Below are 16,851 nucleotides of genomic sequence, written 5' to 3'. Positions count from 1 at the left end.
CCTTTTTCGCCCAATGATTTTGCGGAGCTGGTGATGGCCGAACGTAAGGCGTCCGTCGAGCGCGACACTCTGGAAACCCAGATCAAAGCCTCGATCAACCTGGATGGCACCGGAAAGGCCCGATTTGATATCGGTGTGCCTTTTCTTGAACACATGCTCGACCAGATCGCCCGTCACGGGCTGATCGACCTGGATATCGAGTGCAAGGGCGACCTGCATATCGACGACCACCACACCGTGGAAGACGTCGGTATCACCCTGGGTCAGGCCTTTGCCAAAGCCATCGGCGACAAAAAAGGCATCCGTCGCTACGGTCACGCCTATGTGCCGCTGGACGAAGCGCTGTCGCGAGTGGTCATCGACTTCTCCGGCCGTCCCGGCTTGCAGATGCACGTGCCCTACACCCGCGCCACCGTGGGCGGCTTCGACGTCGATCTGTTCCAGGAATTCTTCCAGGGCTTCGTCAACCACGCCCTGGTCAGCCTGCACATCGACAACCTGCGTGGCACCAACACCCACCACCAGATCGAAACCGTGTTCAAGGCCTTCGGTCGCGCCCTGCGCATGGCCGTCGAACTCGACGACCGCATGGCCGGGCAAATGCCTTCGACCAAGGGCGTCCTGTAATGCAGACGGTCGCGGTTATCGATTACGGCATGGGTAACCTGCACTCGGTGGCCAAGGCCCTCGAGCACGTGGGTGCCGGCAAGGTGCTGATCACCAGCGATGCGGCTGTGATTCGCGAAGCCGACCGGGTGGTTTTCCCCGGCGTCGGCGCGATTCGCGACTGCATGGCCGAGATCCGCCGCCTGGGTTTCGACGCCCTGGTGCGCGAAGTCAGCCAGGATCGTCCGTTCCTTGGCATCTGTGTCGGCATGCAGGCCTTGCTCGACCATAGCGAAGAGAACGCCGGCGTCGACTGCATCGGCCTGTTTCCTGGCCAGGTGAAGCTGTTCGCCAAGGACCAGCACGAGGACGGCGAGCATCTGAAAGTGCCGCATATGGGCTGGAACGAGGTGACACAGGTAGTGGATCACCCCCTGTGGCACAACATCCCGGACCTGGCGCGCTTCTACTTCGTGCACAGCTACTACATCGCCGCCGGTAACCCGCGGCAGGTGGTGGGCCGCGGGCACTACGGCGTCGACTTCGCTGCGGCGCTGGCCGAGGGCTCGCGTTTCGCCGTGCAGTTCCACCCGGAGAAAAGCCATACCCATGGCCTGCAATTGCTGCAGAACTTCGCCGCCTGGGACGGGCGCTGGTAAATGGCCGCGAAGAAGACCAAACCGCCGATCCTGACCCTCACTCCGGAACAGGAGAACGAGGCCAATCAGAAGATCAAGCGCTTCATGGAAGAGCGCTTCGAACTGGACCTGGGTTCGTTCGAAGCGGCTGAAATCCTCGACCTGTTTACCCGTGAAATTGCTCCGCACTATTACAACAGGGCGATTTTCGATGTGCAGACGCACCTTAAAGAAAGGTTCGAAAGCATCGAAAGCGACCTGTGGGCACTCGAGAAAAACTGATTTCCGAGTAAAGCTGAAAAAACGACTCTAAGGTTTGCCAGATGCTGATTATCCCCGCTATCGATCTCAAAGACGGTGCCTGCGTTCGTCTGCGCCAGGGCCGCATGGAAGATTCCACGGTGTTCTCCGATGACCCGGTGAGCATGGCTGCCAAGTGGGTGGAGGGCGGCTGCCGCCGTCTGCATCTGGTCGACCTGAACGGCGCGTTCGAAGGCCAGCCGGTCAATGGCGAGGTGGTCACCGCCATCGCCAAGCGTTACCCGAACCTGCCGATCCAGATCGGCGGCGGTATCCGTTCCCTGGAAACCATCGAGCACTACGTCAAGGCCGGCGTGAGCTACGTGATCATCGGCACCAAGGCGGTGAAAGACCCTGCGTTCGTTGCCGAAGCCTGCCGCGCGTTCCCGGGCAAGGTCATCGTCGGCCTGGATGCCAAGGACGGTTTTGTCGCCACCGACGGCTGGGCTGAAATCAGCACCGTGCAGGTCATCGACCTGGCCAAACAGTTCGAAGCCGACGGCGTCTCCGCCATCGTCTACACCGATATCGCCAAAGACGGCATGATGCAGGGCTGCAACGTGCCCTTCACCGCAGCCCTGGCCGCGGCCACGAAAATTCCGGTGATCGCTTCCGGCGGTATCCACAACCTGGGCGATATCAAGAGCCTGCTGGACGCCAAGGCACCGGGCATCATCGGCGCGATTACCGGCCGGGCGATCTACGAAGGCACCCTCGATGTCGCCGAGGCGCAAGCCTTCTGCGATTCGTACAAAGGCTGAGGACTCACCATGGCGCTGGCCAAACGCATCATCCCTTGCCTGGACGTCGACAACGGTCGCGTGGTCAAGGGCGTCAAGTTCGAGAACATCCGTGATGCCGGTGACCCGGTGGAAATCGCCCGGCGTTACGACGAGCAGGGCGCGGATGAGATCACCTTTCTCGACATCACCGCCAGCGTCGACGGCCGTGACACCACGCTGCATACCGTCGAGCGCATGGCCAGCCAGGTGTTTATCCCGCTGACGGTCGGCGGCGGCGTGCGCACCGTGCAGGACATCCGCAACCTGCTCAATGCCGGGGCCGACAAGGTCTCGATCAACACGGCGGCGGTGTTCAACCCCGAGTTCGTCGGCGAAGCGGCGCAGCATTTCGGCTCGCAGTGCATTGTCGTCGCCATCGATGCGAAGAAGGTCTCGCTGCCGGGCGAAACCCCGCGCTGGGAAATCTTCACCCACGGCGGGCGCAAGCCCACCGGGCTCGATGCGGTGGAGTGGGCTTCGAGGATGGAAGGCCTCGGTGCCGGTGAGATCCTGCTCACCAGCATGGACCAGGACGGCATGAAAAGCGGTTTCGACCTCGGCGTGACCCGGGCCATCAGCGATGCCCTGGGGATTCCGGTGATCGCCTCGGGCGGGGTCGGCAATCTCCAGCACCTGGCCGACGGGATTCTGGAAGGCCACGCCAGCGCGGTGCTGGCGGCGAGCATCTTCCACTTCGGCGAGTACACGGTGCCGGAAGCCAAGGCCTATATGGCCGCGCGCGGTATTGTGGTGCGCTGAGGGCAACAGTCCACTGGACAGTATGGCGGGCTCAAGTCACTCTTGAGCCCGCCACGGATTCCGGTTGCCTACTATGTCTAAACGCTTTTTCCTCGCGCTGTTTTGCCTGATCGGACTGTTGTCGGGCACGGTGGCTGCGGCGGACGCTACCGATGACGGCATTGTCCTGCTGACGGAGAACTTCCCGCCCTACAACATGGCGAAAAACGGCAAGAACTTCGCCAAGGACGAGAATATCGAAGGCATTGCCGCCGATATCGTGCGGGAAACCTTCAAGCGCGCCGGCATTCCCTACAGCCTGACCCTGCGTTTTCCCTGGGAACGTATCTACAAGCTCGCCCTGGAAAACCCCGGCTACGGGGTGTTTGTCATGGCCAGGCTGCCGGAGCGCGAGAGACTGTTCAAATGGGTCGGGCCGATCGGTCCTGACGATTGGGTGCTGCTGGGCAAGACGGACAGCCCGATTGCCTTGTCGGGCCTGGAGCAGGCCCATCGCTACCGGATCGGCGCCTACAAGGGCGACGCTATCGCCCAATACCTGGCGCAGCACGGATTCAACCCGGTGCTGGCCCTGCGCGACCAGGATAATGCGCGCAAGCTGGTCGACGGTCAGATCGACCTGTGGGCCTCGGGCGATCCCGCCGGACGCTATCTGGCGCGGCAGGAGGGCATTGCCGGGCTCAAGACGGTCTTGCGCTTCAACAGTGCGTCCCTTTACCTGGCCCTCAACAAAGAGGTGCCCGATACCGTCGTTGCCAAGTTGCAGTCGGCACTCGATCAGCTACGCCGTGAAGGTGTGGTGGATCAGGCCTTCGGGCGTTACCTGTAACGGTGTCGTCCGCTCAGTGATAGACGCCCTGCTTGCCGTGAGCCTCGGTCGCCTGGTTGCCGCGTAGGGCGATCATCGATTTGATATCGATCCAGTCGATGCCCTGCTCCTTGAGTTTAGGCAGTTCGCGTTCGAGGACCGCCAGGGTCTGCGGGTAGGGGTGGCCGATCACCACCGCCGAGCCGTGCTTGCGTGCCAGTCTGATCGCTTCTTCCAGTTGCGCGGTGATGGCCGGTTCGGTGCGTTCGTTGTCGAGGAAGACATCCCGCGACACGCTGGGCAGGCCGATCTTCTGCGCTTGGGCCGCGGCGACGGTCTTGGCGCTGGTGCGGCTGTCGACGAAGAACTTGTTGCGCCGCTGCAATTCGCCCATCAGCCAGGCCATGGCCACCGGTTCGGCGGTCATGCGGCTGCCTTCATGGTTGTTGATCCCGCTGGTAAAGGGCACGGCCTTGAAGGCGGCGGCCAGGCGCGTTTGCAATTCATCGAGGGACAGGTCGGGATGCCAGGCGAAAGGCCCGGTGGCCGGGTCCATGGGCATGTGCAGCATGACGATCTTGCCGGCGGCATGGGCCTCGCGGGCGAATTCGGCGGCGTGCAGGGTGTCGGGCATGATCGATGGAGTGACCGGCCCGGGCAGGGCAAGCACCCGACGATCCCGGGGCAGGTTCTGCCCCAGGTCATCGATAATCAGGGTGAGGTAGGCCTTGGTCGGTGCCGGCGGCTCGACCGGCGCCGCCTGGGCAACGCCGATCAAACAGCCGATAAGGAGCAGCAGCCAGCGGCGCATCTCAGTTGCCGCGTGTCACGCTCAGGCCTTTGAGCAGGCTCAGGGCCTGGCCCAACTGGTAGTCGTCATCCTGCAGGCGTGGCTTGGCCTTGGGCGCCTTGACGCTTGGCTTGTCCGCGCCGCCGTTGCCGTTGCCCAGGTGGCCCTGGAGATCGGCTTCCTTGAAGGTGTCGTCGTCCTGGGCACCGGTGACCTTGGCCTGGCGGACTTCAACATCGGGGATGATGCCCTGGGCCTGGATCGAGCGACCGTTAGGGGTGAAGTACAACGCGGTGGTGATCTTCAGCGCGCGGTCATTGCTCAGCGGCAGCACGGTTTGTACCGAGCCCTTGCCGAAGCTGGTGGTGCCCATCAACACGGCGCGTTTCTGGTCTTGCAGGGCGCCGGCAACGATTTCCGAAGCCGAGGCGCTGCCGCCGTTGATCAGCACCACCATCGGCACCGCTTCGCTTTCGTCGTGGCCGGTGGCCGAGAAGCGCAGTTCGGAGTTGGCGATGCGACCTTTGGTGTAGACGATCAGGCCCTTGGTGATGAAGTGGTCGACCACTTCCACCGCCGCCTGCAACACGCCGCCCGGGTTGTTGCGCAGGTCGAGGACGATGCCGTTGAGCTTCTTGCCGTTTTCCTTGTGCAGGGCCGCGAGGGCCTTGGAGACCTCTTCGCCGGTCTTGACCTGGAACTGGGTGATACGGATATAGCCGTAGCCGTTTTCCAGCAACTGGCTGCGCACGCTCTTGGTGCGGATGATCGCCCGGGTCAGGGTCACGTCGAACGGCGCGCCGCCGCCGCGCACCAGGGTCAGGGTGATTTTCTGGCCGACCTTGCCGCGCATCTTGTCGACGGCTTCGGTCATGGTCTGGCCGCGGGTCGGCTGGCCGTTGATCTTGACGATCAGGTCGCCGGCCTGCACGCCGGCCTTGGACGCCGGGGTGTCGTCGATCGGCGAGACCACCTTGACGAAGTTGTCTTCCATGCCGACTTCGATGCCCAGGCCGCCGAATTCGCCGCTGGTGTCTTCCTGCAACTGGGCGAAGTCGTCCGGCCCGAGGTAGGCGGAGTGCGGGTCAAGGTTGCTGAGCATGCCCTTGATGGCATTCTCCAGCAGGGTCTTGTCGTCCACCGGTTCGACATAGGCGGCCTTGATCCGGTCCATGACCTCGGCAAAGGTGCGCAGCTCGTCGAGCGGCAGCGGGGCCTTGGCGGTGACGGCCGGAGCAGCGGCAGCCGGCGCGGGCTGGGCAGGTTGCGCAGCGAACGCGTGGGGCGCACCGATCACCAGGGCGATCGTCAGGGCCAGCGAGGTGAGGCGGGACAAATGCAACATGTCGAACGAACTCCTGATTAAGATGCGGGCCTATCCTTGGGCGCGGCACCATTGGGCCGGATCACTCGGGTGACCCTGCTGACGTATAGCGAAATACAACGCGGGTGCGTCCTGACCGCCACTGTTGCCTACAGTAGAGATCGACTCACCGGCTTTTACCACATCGCCTGCGGACTTGAGCAGCGTCTGGTTGTGCCCGTAGAGGCTCAGGTAACCGTTGCCGTGGTCCAGAATGACCAGCAAACCGGCGCCCCGCAACCAATCGGCGAACACCACGCGGCCACCGTGCACGGCGTGCACCTGGCTACCGGCGGCGGCGCTGATCATTACCCCGTCCCACTTGGTCCGGGCGTCATCGCCACGGGTTTCACCAAAGCGCGCAAGCAGTCGACCATCAACTGGCCATGGAAGTTTGCCGCGCGCTGAAGCAAAAGGGCCGCCGAAGGATTCTCCCGCACTCGATACCAAGGCTCCAGGCGTGGTTTTACGCGGTGGCCGTGGGCTGTCGTCGTTGGCGACCGCAGCCTCACGCTGGCGCTTTTTTTCGGCTTCCTGCTGGGCGAGCAGCGCTTTCTGGCGCGCTTCTTCCGCCTCGCGGGCCTGGCGAGCCAGGGTTTCTTCGATGGTCTTGAGGACTTTCGACAGGTCGGCCTGGTCCTGTTCGCGAGCGGCGAGCTTCTGGTCGCGGGCTTTCACGTCGTCACTGAGCTTGGCCAGGGCCGCCTGGCGTTCCTTGCGGACCTTGTCCAGTTCGTCGCGCTGGCTGTCCAGGCTGCTTTTCTGCACCAGCAACTGGGCTTGCTGCAGATTGATGTCGTTTTCGACATTGGCCAGTTGGCGCAGGGTTTCGTTGAAGTTCTTCAACTGCTCCATGCGCGCCTGGCTCAGGTAATCGTAATAGGTCAGGGTACGGGCGAATTTTTCCGGGTTTTGCTGGTTGAGCAACAGCTTGAGGTATTCCTGGCGGCCACCCTGGTAGGCGGCGCGGGCCTGGATGGCGATCAGTCGCTGCTGTTCAATGCGCGCGCTCTGGAGTTTTTTTTTCTCTGCGTCGAGCCGCTGCAGTTCGCTTTCGCTCTTTTTCAGCTCTTTCTGCAGGGCATCGACCTGCTTCTCCAGCTTGCCCATCTCGGTTTCGGTGCCGCGCAGTTCTTTCTGCACCCCGGATTTTTCTTCCTGCAGCTTGCCCAGGAGCTTTTTCAGCTCAGCGATATCCTGACGCGTGGCGTCCAATTGCTGCTGGGTTTGTGCGCGCTCGTCGGCAAAGGCCGGTTGGAGCAGGCAGATCAGGGCTAGGGCGATAAGGGCGCGAAGCATGGGGCGGGCGACACCTGGGAACGAGACGCCCTAGTATGCCCGCCGCGGGCTGCAAAAAAAACGCCCAAAAGCGGTTGCTTTCAGGCGTTTCCGATAAAGAGGTAGGCCGCAGGCCTGCGGCCTACCTGATTTGTGGCGTTTAGAGGTCAGTCAGGATCGACGTACCGGTCATCTCTTTCGGCTGTTCCAGGCCCAGAAGCTTGAGCATCGTCGGTGCGACATCTGCCAACACGCCGCCTTCACGGACCTTCAGCGGACGCTTGCCGACATAGATGAAGGGTACCGGCTCGGTGGTGTGGGCGGTGTGGGCCTGGCCGGTGGATTCGTCTTCCATTTGTTCGACGTTGCCGTGGTCGGCGGTGATCAGCGCTTCGCCGCCGACCTTGTCCAGGGCCTCGACGATACGTCCTACACACAAATCCAGACATTCCACTGCTTTAACGGCCGCATCGAACACGCCGCTGTGGCCGACCATGTCGCCGTTGGCGTAGTTGACCACGATCACGTCGTAACGCTGGTGTTCGATGGCATCGACGATGCGGTCGGTGACTTCCGGCGCGCTCATTTCCGGTTGCAAGTCGTAGGTGGCGACTTTCGGCGACGGGATCAGGATACGTTCCTCACCCGGGAAAGGTTCTTCACGACCGCCGGAAAAGAAAAAGGTGACGTGGGCGTACTTCTCGGTTTCGGCGATCCGCAGCTGGGTCTTGCCGTTTTTCGCCAGGTAGTCGCCCAGCACGTTTTCCAGGCTGCCCGGGGCGAAGGCCGACGGCGTGTGAATGCTGGCGGCGTACTGGGTCAGCATGATGAAGCCGGAGGTTTTCGGCTGGCGGGCGCGCTCGAAGTCCTTGAAGTCGTCTTCGACGAACACCCGGGTCAGTTCACGGGCACGGTCGGCGCGGAAGTTCATGAATACCACCGCATCGCCGTCTTCGACGGTGACTTTCTCGCCAATGCGGGTGGCCTTGACGAATTCGTCGCTCTCGCCGCGCTCATAGGCGGCTTGCAGGCCTTCCTGGGCATTGGCGGCGTGGAACTCGGCCTGGCCGTCGACAATCAGGTTGTAGGCCTGGGCCACACGGTCCCAGCGGTTGTCGCGGTCCATGGCGAAATAGCGCCCGATCAGGCTGGCGATACGGCCCTTGCCCAGGGTACGGAAGGTTTCGTCGAGCAACTCGATGGATGACTGGGCGCTTTTCGGCGGGGTGTCGCGGCCATCGAGGAAGGCGTGCAGGTAGATTTTCTCGGCGCCGCGCTTGAACGCCAGCTCGGCCATGGCCACCAGGTGGTCCTGATGGCTGTGCACGCCACCTTCGGACAGCAGGCCGAGGATGTGCACCGCCTTGCCCGCGCCCACGGCCTTGTCCACCGCCGCGCAGATGGTCGGGTTCTCGAAGAACTCGCCGTCGCGGATCGACTTGGTCACGCGGGTGAAGTCCTGGTACACCACCCGGCCGGCGCCGAGGTTCATGTGGCCGACTTCGGAGTTGCCCATCTGCCCGTCCGGCAGGCCGACATCCATGCCGGAGCCGGAGATCAGGCCGTTGGGCTGGATCGCGACCAGGCGGTCGAGCACCGGTTTTTTCGCCGAATAGACGGCGTTGTAGTCATGGCTCTCACTGTGACCGAAGCCATCCAGGATGATCAGGACCAAAGGTTTAGGCGTGGTAGTCATGGACGGCACTCGCGGCTGGATTGAAAGGTCATGGAAAAAAGAGTCGCAGTTTAAAGCCAAGTTCAAATGCAGTCACCGCCGGGCGGGGTTTGGCCGACCTTGACGGCTGTGTATACTGGCCCACATTTTAACGCCCTGGAACCTCCTGATGGTCGATCACCTGATTGCATTTGCCACTAGCCACTACCTGTTAGCCGGCGCCTTCGTGCTCCTGCTGGCCTTGCTGATTGCCCATGAAATGAGCCGCGGTGGCGCCAGCCTCAGTACTGGCCAGTTGACCGCACTGGTCAACCAGGACCAGGGCGTGGTCATCGACCTGCGCCCGAGCAAGGACTTTGCCGCCGGTCATATCGTCGGCGCGCTGAACATTCCCCAGGACAAACTGATGGCTCGCATCGGTGAACTGGAGAAGCACAAGGCCAAGACCCTGATTCTGGTCGACGCCCAGGGCCAGCACTCCGGGACTCACGCCCGCGAGCTGCTCAAGTCCGGTTTCACTGCCGCCAAGCTGTCCGGTGGTATTTCCAGCTGGAAAGCCGACAATCTGCCGCTGGTGAAGTGATATGAGCCAGGTCGTTGTCTACTCCAGTGATTACTGCCCTTACTGCATGCGCGCCAAGTCGTTGCTCGGCAGCAAGAACGTTGCTTTCGACGAGATCAAGGTCGATGGTAAACCGCAGTTGCGGGCCGAGATGTCCCAGAAGGCCGGGCGCACGTCCGTGCCGCAAATCTGGATCGGCGACCGGCACATCGGTGGTTGCGACGACCTGTTCGCCCTCGAGCGCGCCGGTAAGCTGGACGCGTTGCTGGAAGCTTGATTCCCCCAACCCTTTAAAGACCTGAAGATCAAGAAGGATCTGCTGCGATGACTGACCAACAGAACACTGCTGCCACTGAAGAAGATAGCCAACCGCAATTCTCCTTGCAGCGTATCTACGTGCGCGACCTGTCCTTCGAAGCCCCGAAAAGCCCGGCGATCTTCCGCCAGCAGTGGGAGCCGAGCGTCGGCCTGGACCTCAATACCCGTCAGAAAGCCCTGGAAGGCGACTTCCACGAGGTGGTGCTGACCCTGTCGGTGACCGTGAAGAACGGTGAAGAAGTGGCTTTCATCGCTGAAGTGCAGCAGGCCGGTATCTTCCTGATCAAGAACCTCGATGCGGCTTCCATGAGCCACACCCTGGGCGCATTCTGCCCGAACATCCTGTTCCCGTACGCCCGTGAAACCCTGGACAGCCTGGTCACCCGTGGTTCGTTCCCGGCGTTGATGCTGGCCCCGGTGAACTTCGATGCCCTGTACGCGCAAGAGCTGCAGCGTCTGCAGGAAGACGGCGCGCAAACCGTTCAATAAACGGATTGCCTGCCCACAAAAAAGCGCCTTTTCCGGCGCTTTTTTTGTTCAGGCAAAGCCCAGCTGGCGCCAGCCTTCGTAGACCGCCACCGCCACGGTGTTGGACAGGTTCAGGCTGCGGCAGCCTTCGCGCATCGGCAGGCGCAGGCGTTGTTCGCCGGGCAGGGCGTCGAGCACCTCGGCCGGCAGGCCACGGCTTTCCGGGCCGAAGAGAAACGCATCACCCTCGGCGAAGCGCGCCTCGTGGAACACTCGCGAACCCTTGGTGGTGAAGGCGAACAGGCGCGGGTGGCCGAGGCTTTCCAGGCAACTGGCGAGGTCGGCGTGGGTCTTGAGCGTGGCGTACTCGTGATAGTCGAGGCCGGCGCGGCGCAAGCGCTTGTCGTCCATTTCAAAACCGATGGGCTCGATCAAATGCAGGTGGCAGCCGCTGTTGGCGCACAGCCTGATAATGTTGCCGGTGTTCGGCGGAATTTCTGGTTGAAAAAGGATGACGTGAAACATGCACGGCTCCGAAGATGAAGATGGGCAGCATTCTACCCCCGAAGAGGACCCGCGATCGAAGCTATTGCCGCGGGTGTTGGGATCGCTGGCGATTGTCGGCTTGATGGTCGGGATGATGATCGGTCGCCTGACCGCGCCCGAGCCCCTGGTTTTGCAACAGGTCGAGGTGGTGCCCGAGGGGGTGGTGGTCTGGTTCAGTGCCGAGCCCAAGGTGCATGGCGAGCAGGTCGACGGCACGGTTGCGTTGTTGTTCGACGCCGAGGGCAAGGCGCAGAACGGTCACTTGCAGGTGGCCGGCAAGGACGCCAACTGGCGTGTGCGCTTGAGTGACAAGGGGTTGTTGCTGACGCTGTTGGCGGCGCGTCCGTTGCACGGCGAATGGGCCGGGGCGAAGGTGGACGGACGCTGGAGATTGGCGATCAATCTGCGGGAGGAATAAAAGAGGGAATCTCCGGCCTGCCTGTACCGGAGCTCCCAGAACGGCTATCGGGCTCGTCGCGGTGAGCGGCGTGAGTCCGGGTGTTAAAGAGGGAATTCCTGACCTGCCTGTATCAGGGTTCCCAAAAGCGTTTGGACTCGTCGCGGTGAGCGGTGTGAGTCCCGGTGTAAAGAGGGGGAGTCCCGGCCTGCCTGTACCAGGGTCCCCGAAAACGTCTGGACTCATCGCTGTGTGCGGTATGAGTCCCGGTGTAAAGAAGGGAATTCCTGACCTGCCTGTATCAGGGTTCCCAAAAGCGTTTTGGGACTCGTCGCTGTGAGCGGTGTGAGTCCCGGTGTAAAGAAGGGGAGTCTTGACCTGCCTGTATCAAGGTCCCCGAAAGCATCTGGACTCGTCGCTGTGAGCGGTATGAGTCCTGGTGTAAAGAAGGGAAGTCCCGGCCTGCCTGTACCAGGGTTCCCAAAAGCGTCTTGGGACTCGTCGCTGTGAGCGGTGTGAGTCCCGGTGTAAAGAAGGGGAGTCCCTGACCTGCCTGTATCAGGGTCCCCAAAACTGGGTTGTACTGGGGTTATTGCAGGGCGCGTGCCAGCTTTTGAAAAAACGCCAATGATTGCCCTGATAATTTTCAAAATGTGTCTGAAGGCCCCGGAATACGGGGCCTTTCTGCTCTAGCGTAAAAACGGCGATGGCGCCTGCGCGGCCTGATTCTCTGCTCGATCGCGGTTCAAGGCGCATTGCCGTGGTGCACGCCGCCCCATTTGCAGGGCAATAAAAAACCCTCTACAGCCAGGCTGTAGAGGGTTTGGCTTGAAGCGACGGATCAACCCTCGTCGCTGTCGTCCTCATCGCCGCCATCGACCTTCATGCCCAGTTCCTTGATCTTGCGGGTCAAGGTGTTGCGGCCCCAGCCCAGCAGCACGGCGGCGTCGCGACGGCGGCCGGCGGTGTGCTTGAGGGCGGTCTCGATCATGATCCGTTCGAAACTCGGCACGGCGCTGTCCAGCAGGCTCGATTGGCCGCGTGCCAGCGCCTGGTCGGCCCACTGGCGCAGTGCCTGTTCCCAGTTGGTCACCGGTGCCGAATCCTGCGGCAGGTTCAGCAGCTCCGGCGGCAGGTCGCTGATATGCACCTCGCGCCCGGAAGCCATCACCGTGATCCAGCGGCAGGTGTTCTCCAACTGGCGCACGTTGCCCGGCCACGGCAGGTTCTTCAGGTATTCCTCGGTTTCCGACTTCAGCAGCTTCGGCTCCACCGACAGTTCCTGGGCGGCGCGGGCGAGGAAGTGCTTGGCCAGGGTCGGTATGTCTTCGCGACGGTCCGACATCCGTGGAATATGGATGCGGATCACGTTCAGGCGATGGAACAGGTCCTCACGGAATTTGCCCGCGTGAACCAGGGTTTCCAGGTTCTGGTGGGTCGCGGCGATGATGCGCACGTCGACCTTGACCGGCGTATGCCCGCCGACCCGGTAGAACTCGCCATCCGCCAGCACCCGCAGCAGGCGGGTTTGGGTGTCGGCCGGCATGTCGCCGATTTCGTCGAGGAACAGGGTGCCGCCGTCGGCCTGCTCGAAACGCCCGCGCCGCAGGTTGGCCGCGCCGGTAAAGGCGCCTTTTTCATGGCCGAACAGCTCGGATTCCATCAGGTCCTTGGGGATCGCCGCCATGTTCAAGGCGATGAACGGTTGCGCCGCCCGTGGGCTATGGCGGTGCAGGGCGTGGGCCACCAGCTCTTTGCCGGTGCCGGACTCGCCATTGATCAATACGGTGATGTTGGAGTGGCTGAGGCGACCGATGGCGCGAAACACTTCCTGCATCGCCGGCGCTTCGCCGATGATTTCCGGGGTCCGGGTCAGGGTCGGCGCCACGGCCATGCCTTGTTGTTCCTGGGCATGCTGGTTGGCGCGCTTGACCAGCGACACGGCTTCATCGACGTCAAACGGCTTGGGCAGGTATTCGAACGCCCCGCCCTGGTAGGAGGCCACCGCGCTGTCGAGGTCGGAATGGGCGGTCATGATGATCACCGGCAGGCGCGGGTGCTGCTCGCGAATCCGCGCGAGCAGGTCCAGGCCACTGGCGCCGGGCATGCGGATGTCGGAGATGATCACATCCGGCTGCTGACGGACCAGGCGGCTCATTACGCCATCGGCACTGTCGAAGCTCTGGGTGGTCATCCCTTCCTGTTGCAGGGCTTTTTCCAGGACCCATCGGATAGAACGGTCGTCATCGACGATCCACACGGTTTCACTACGGCTCATGTCGATGTGGCTCCTTGTTCCAGTGGCAGAAAGATCGAGAATGTGGTGTGGCCGGGGTGGCTCTCACATTCGATCAGGCCCTGGTGCTGGCTGATGATGTTCTGGGTAATGGCCAGGCCGAGCCCGGTACCGTCCGGGCGGCCGCTGACCATGGGATAGAAGATGGTTTCCTGCAATTCGGCGGGAATCCCCGGGCCGTTGTCGATGATCTCGATCTTGGTCACCAGGCGATGGCGCACGTGGCCGATGGTGAACTGGCGGATCGCCCGGGTGCGCAGGCTGATACGGCCCAGGCGCAGCTCGTTCTGGCTGCTGATGGCCTGCATGGCGTTGCGCACGATATTGAGCACGGCCTGGATCATCTGTTCACGGTCGATCAGCACATCGGGAATACTGGGGTCATAGTCGCGCACCAGATTGATGCAGCCCTGGCTCTCGGCTTCCACCAGGCTGCTGACGTGTTCCAGGACTTCGTGGACGTTGGTCAGTGCCAGGGACGGCAGCTTGTTCGAGCCGAGCATGCGGTCCACCAGGTTGCGCAGGCGGTCGGCCTCTTCGATGATGACGTTGGTGTAGTCCTTGAGGCTTTCTTCCGGCAGCTCGCGGGCCAGCAACTGCGCGGCGCCGCGAATCCCGCCCAGGGGATTCTTGATTTCGTGGGCCAGGCCGCGCACCAGCATCTTGGTGGTTTCCTGCTTGGACAGCTGGGCCTCTTCCTTGGTGATCCGCAACAGGCGGTCGCGGGGATGGACTTCCAGCAGCAGGAGGGTTTCGCCCTGGCTGAGAATCGGCGTCACGGCGTAGTCGACGGTCAGGGTCTGGCCGGTCAGCGCCGTGAGCATGGCTTCGCGCTTGGTGAACGGGTGCGCCTGTTCCACGGCCTGGCGCAGGGAGTTCAAGGCCTCGACCGACTCGGTGAACAGTTCGCTGATGAACTGGCCATGGCTGCGCTGGCCGCTGATGGCCAGGAGCATTTCCGCCGCCGGGTTCATGTACTCCAGGCGCAATTCGGCGTTGAGCAGGATGGTCGCGGTGGTCAGGTTGTCGAGTAACAGTCTGTGCAGGGCGTCACTGATGGTCATGGGGACCTCTTTTGGAGCATGGCAAACGGGGCCGGTCCCGATTTGCGCGCGCGAACAAGGCGTCGATACAAGGAAAATGCAAAAACCAAACCAAGGCTCCGAAAAGAAGCGCGAATTGCCTGAAATGGGCGTTTCAGGCTCGATTGAGTGGCGTTCTGCCAGAAACGACGGGTACTTTCGAACCAAAATGGGATTTGGTTCGGGTAGGTGTGCAGTTTAGTGCACCAATCTGGTGCCATGCTTGGCGTGGGTCAGAGAAACGGCAAAATGCTGCTGCTTTCTTCCTCGGGCTTGTCTGCCAGCGGGCATTCCGGCCGTTGTCCGTAATCAGCCAGTTGGCAGGGGTTGGCCTGGCGTTTCTGCGCCAGCGAGATACGCACCATATGGAAGGGTTGGTTGGCCGTGCGTTCGGCGATCCGCCCCTGTTCGTCGAGGATCTCCACCGCGAGCTGGTGGCTGCCGCGGTCGATATTGTTCAAGGCGAACACCGGGCTGGGGCCGGGCGCGGCGGTGGGTTTGCCGTCCAGCAGCAATTGGTAGGTGTGCCCGGGCATCAGGCCGGGTTCACTGGTGACGCTGACGATCAGGTTGCCTTCGGTGCTACGGATGGTGGCATCGGGGTCCGGCACCAGGATGCGTAGCATCTGGTAATGGACAATCGGCTGGACCTTGGGTTTTTGCGCGGTGGCCGGCGTGGGCAGGGGCGCCGTCGGGGTCAGCGACAGGCGATTGACCGGCGGCAACGGCACCGCCTTGGCACCGGCCCGGTGTTGATCGGTGAAGACCCGGTTGCCCTGGCTGTCTATGTAGGTGTAGATCTCGGCCAGTGCCGAGCCGGCGCAAAGCGTCAGGAGCAGCGGCAGCAGGCGGACGAAAACGCGAATCATAAGTGGCTCAAGGCTTGTGTACCCGTTGGACGGTAAAGGGTACGAGGGCGCTTTGCTGCACCACCTGTTCGCCGGCCAGCACCTGGACGCCGAGGGTATGGTCGCCGCGGTCGATATTCACCAGTTGCAGGCGTGGCACATTGCTCGGCTGGCCGTAGGGCGCGCCGTCGAGCACCAGGCGCAGCAGGTGCTGGCGTTGCAGGCGCGGCTCCATCTTCACGCCGACGGTGAAGGTGCCGTTGTTGGCACGCAGGGCTTCCTGGGTCGGGATGTCCGTCAGTTCCAGGGTGCTGTAGGCCGCGCCGGCATTGGTGGGTGTCGCCGCCGAAGTCGCCGGTGCGGGTGTCGCCGGTGTGGGCAGCGGCAGCGTGTACGACTGCTGCAGGCCCACGCTGTTGAGCGGCGGCAGTTCCACGGTCTGTGCGGCGGTGCCGTCGGGCGGCTGGTTGCTGTAGGCCGTGTTGCCGTTGGCATCGGTGTACTTGTAGATCTGTGCGGCGGCTGGCAAGGCGACCGCCATTAGCAGCAAAAGAAGGCTTCGACCCATGGGCGCTCCCGATAGTGGTCCTGGCGCTGACATCCCGCCCAGGTGCTTCAGGGTGTCAGCATAGAGCACAACCTTCAACGGCTTCAGCGCCCGCTGAGGCACAACTCGCCCACGGCGCGAATCAGCGCCAGGTCATGGATCTCGTCGGTGCTCAGGACCTGGCGCTCCTGGGCCAGCCAGGTCGGGCATTGCGGGTCCTGCCGGGAGGCGGCGAAGGCGGCGTAATGCTGCAGAAGGCGCACTTGCAGTTGATCAAGGGCCGGGCGGATCTGCTTGACCAGGTCGGGGCGGGCGATGGTCGGGGCCTTGCCCGCGGCGTGCCACTTGGCCAGCAGGGCGTATTGCACCAGCTTGTTGGCTTCGATCTGGGCGGCGAGGAACTGGCTGACGTCTTCAGGCTTGAGCTGGTAGGTGGCGGCTTCCTGCGCGGCATTGGCGATGACTTGCTGCTCGCGCGGGCTGTCCTGGATCGGCTTGCCGCTGTCCCATTTGGTCAACGCGACCTGATCGGCGATCTCCAGGCGTTCGCTCACGGCCTGGAGCAAGGGTGCCAGGGACGCGGGGGCGGGTGTGGGCTTCGGGGTTTCGGCGAAGGCACCGGTGCTGAGGAGAATAAGCAGCAGCGGGCTGGCAAGGCGTTTTGTCAGGTACATGGAGCGGGCTTCGTCCAGAGGGTGGGCACAGGGCCCTGAGTAAACGTCACAAGCGCGGCCAGGCGCCAGTTTCTTTTCATGAAAAAGATGTCGGTGTGTCCCGGGAGGCCATTC

Annotated in this window: 20 protein-coding genes; 10 read left to right on the top strand and 10 right to left on the bottom strand. The window is 62.6% G+C overall.

The features are described from left to right. The first annotated feature begins 33 nt into the window (after window positions 1–33). The 6 genes from hisB (at window position 34) to HX830_RS24685 (ending at window position 3,914) form a co-directional block, all read left to right on the top strand. Window positions 34–627: an imidazoleglycerol-phosphate dehydratase HisB gene (gene hisB / locus HX830_RS24710; protein WP_100940330.1), complete on the top strand. Its 594-nt coding sequence runs from the start codon at window positions 34–36 to the stop codon at window positions 625–627. Next, window positions 627–1,265, top strand: coding sequence for an imidazole glycerol phosphate synthase subunit HisH (gene hisH / locus HX830_RS24705; protein WP_103496799.1), 639 nt, complete (start codon window positions 627–629; stop codon window positions 1,263–1,265). The genes hisB and hisH overlap by 1 nt, the downstream gene beginning before the upstream one ends. Next, window positions 1,266–1,526: a DUF2164 domain-containing protein gene (locus HX830_RS24700; RefSeq protein WP_100940332.1), complete on the top strand. Its 261-nt coding sequence runs from the start codon at window positions 1,266–1,268 to the stop codon at window positions 1,524–1,526. Window positions 1,527–1,567: 41 nt separating this feature from the next. Further along, on the top strand, window positions 1,568–2,305 hold the full coding sequence (gene hisA, locus HX830_RS24695; protein WP_008041005.1) for a 1-(5-phosphoribosyl)-5-[(5-phosphoribosylamino)methylideneamino]imidazole-4-carboxamide isomerase: 738 nt from the start codon (window positions 1,568–1,570) through the stop codon (window positions 2,303–2,305). A 9-nt stretch (window positions 2,306–2,314) separates the two neighbouring features. Next, window positions 2,315–3,085 (top strand): imidazole glycerol phosphate synthase subunit HisF, encoded by a 771-nt coding sequence (hisF, locus tag HX830_RS24690; RefSeq protein ID WP_100940334.1) that lies wholly within the window; start codon window positions 2,315–2,317, stop codon window positions 3,083–3,085. Between the two features lie 73 nt (window positions 3,086–3,158). Continuing rightward, window positions 3,159–3,914 carry a substrate-binding periplasmic protein gene (locus tag HX830_RS24685; protein ID WP_177103183.1) on the top strand — a complete coding sequence of 252 codons (756 nt, stop codon included), beginning with the start codon at window positions 3,159–3,161 and terminating at the stop codon, window positions 3,912–3,914. A gap of 13 nt (window positions 3,915–3,927) precedes the next feature. Here HX830_RS24685 and HX830_RS24680 read toward each other — a convergent pair whose 3' ends face one another. From HX830_RS24680 to gpmI, 4 genes are all read right to left on the bottom strand, one after another. Beyond that, entirely contained in the window at window positions 3,928–4,704 is a 777-nt protein-coding gene (locus HX830_RS24680; RefSeq protein WP_103496802.1) for a divergent polysaccharide deacetylase family protein, read from the bottom strand. A 1-nt stretch (window position 4,705) separates the two neighbouring features. After that, on the bottom strand, window positions 4,706–6,028 hold the full coding sequence (locus HX830_RS24675; RefSeq protein WP_103496803.1) for a S41 family peptidase: 1,323 nt from the start codon (window positions 6,026–6,028) through the stop codon (window positions 4,706–4,708). Between the two features lie 30 nt (window positions 6,029–6,058). Further along, window positions 6,059–7,345, bottom strand: coding sequence for a murein hydrolase activator EnvC family protein (locus HX830_RS24670; RefSeq protein WP_152737797.1), 1,287 nt, complete (start codon window positions 7,343–7,345; stop codon window positions 6,059–6,061). Window positions 7,346–7,484: 139 nt separating this feature from the next. Then, window positions 7,485–9,020: a 2,3-bisphosphoglycerate-independent phosphoglycerate mutase gene (gpmI, locus tag HX830_RS24665; RefSeq protein WP_177103181.1), complete on the bottom strand. Its 1,536-nt coding sequence runs from the start codon at window positions 9,018–9,020 to the stop codon at window positions 7,485–7,487. Window positions 9,021–9,168: 148 nt separating this feature from the next. Between gpmI and HX830_RS24660 the strand changes: the two genes are divergently transcribed. The 3 genes from HX830_RS24660 to secB are packed head-to-tail and all read left to right on the top strand — an operon-like array spanning window position 9,169 to window position 10,368. Further along, on the top strand, window positions 9,169–9,582 hold the full coding sequence (locus tag HX830_RS24660; RefSeq protein WP_100940340.1) for a rhodanese-like domain-containing protein: 414 nt from the start codon (window positions 9,169–9,171) through the stop codon (window positions 9,580–9,582). A 1-nt stretch (window position 9,583) separates the two neighbouring features. After that, window positions 9,584–9,838 (top strand): glutaredoxin 3, encoded by a 255-nt coding sequence (gene grxC / locus HX830_RS24655; RefSeq protein WP_103496806.1) that lies wholly within the window; start codon window positions 9,584–9,586, stop codon window positions 9,836–9,838. A gap of 47 nt (window positions 9,839–9,885) precedes the next feature. Next, window positions 9,886–10,368 carry a protein-export chaperone SecB gene (gene secB / locus HX830_RS24650; protein WP_103496807.1) on the top strand — a complete coding sequence of 161 codons (483 nt, stop codon included), beginning with the start codon at window positions 9,886–9,888 and terminating at the stop codon, window positions 10,366–10,368. Window positions 10,369–10,416: 48 nt separating this feature from the next. On the opposite strand, the gene HX830_RS24645 is transcribed toward secB, so the two are convergent. Continuing rightward, on the bottom strand, window positions 10,417–10,872 hold the full coding sequence (locus tag HX830_RS24645) for a tRNA (cytidine(34)-2'-O)-methyltransferase (protein ID WP_100940343.1): 456 nt from the start codon (window positions 10,870–10,872) through the stop codon (window positions 10,417–10,419). Between HX830_RS24645 and HX830_RS24640 the strand changes: the two genes are divergently transcribed. Next, window positions 10,871–11,311 carry a hypothetical protein gene (locus HX830_RS24640; protein ID WP_100940344.1) on the top strand — a complete coding sequence of 147 codons (441 nt, stop codon included), beginning with the start codon at window positions 10,871–10,873 and terminating at the stop codon, window positions 11,309–11,311. The genes HX830_RS24645 and HX830_RS24640 overlap by 2 nt on opposite strands. Before the next feature lie 820 nt (window positions 11,312–12,131). Here the strand turns inward: HX830_RS24640 and ntrC are convergent. The 5 genes from ntrC to HX830_RS24615 form a co-directional block, all read right to left on the bottom strand. Then, the gene (ntrC, locus tag HX830_RS24635; RefSeq protein ID WP_100940345.1) at window positions 12,132–13,568 is read right to left on the bottom strand and encodes a nitrogen regulation protein NR(I); all 1,437 of its coding nucleotides are present in this window, start codon (window positions 13,566–13,568) and stop codon (window positions 12,132–12,134) included. Continuing rightward, window positions 13,565–14,650: a nitrogen regulation protein NR(II) gene (glnL, locus tag HX830_RS24630; RefSeq protein WP_040063506.1), complete on the bottom strand. Its 1,086-nt coding sequence runs from the start codon at window positions 14,648–14,650 to the stop codon at window positions 13,565–13,567. Before glnL ends, ntrC begins: the two co-directional genes overlap by 4 nt. A gap of 251 nt (window positions 14,651–14,901) precedes the next feature. Continuing rightward, entirely contained in the window at window positions 14,902–15,537 is a 636-nt protein-coding gene (locus HX830_RS24625) for a DUF4124 domain-containing protein (protein ID WP_103499147.1), read from the bottom strand. A 7-nt stretch (window positions 15,538–15,544) separates the two neighbouring features. Next, window positions 15,545–16,084, bottom strand: coding sequence for a DUF4124 domain-containing protein (locus tag HX830_RS24620; RefSeq protein ID WP_152737794.1), 540 nt, complete (start codon window positions 16,082–16,084; stop codon window positions 15,545–15,547). 83 nt (window positions 16,085–16,167) lie between these two features. After that, window positions 16,168–16,737 (bottom strand): chorismate mutase, encoded by a 570-nt coding sequence (locus HX830_RS24615; protein WP_103499149.1) that lies wholly within the window; start codon window positions 16,735–16,737, stop codon window positions 16,168–16,170. Window positions 16,738–16,851: the final 114 nt, after the last annotated feature.

It is taken from the genome of Pseudomonas gingeri (genome assembly GCF_013385425.1).
Classification (GTDB): domain Bacteria; phylum Pseudomonadota; class Gammaproteobacteria; order Pseudomonadales; family Pseudomonadaceae; genus Aquipseudomonas; species Aquipseudomonas gingeri_D.
The sequence above is the reverse complement of the archived record's forward strand: the minus strand, read 5'-3'. Positions and strand labels throughout refer to the sequence as shown.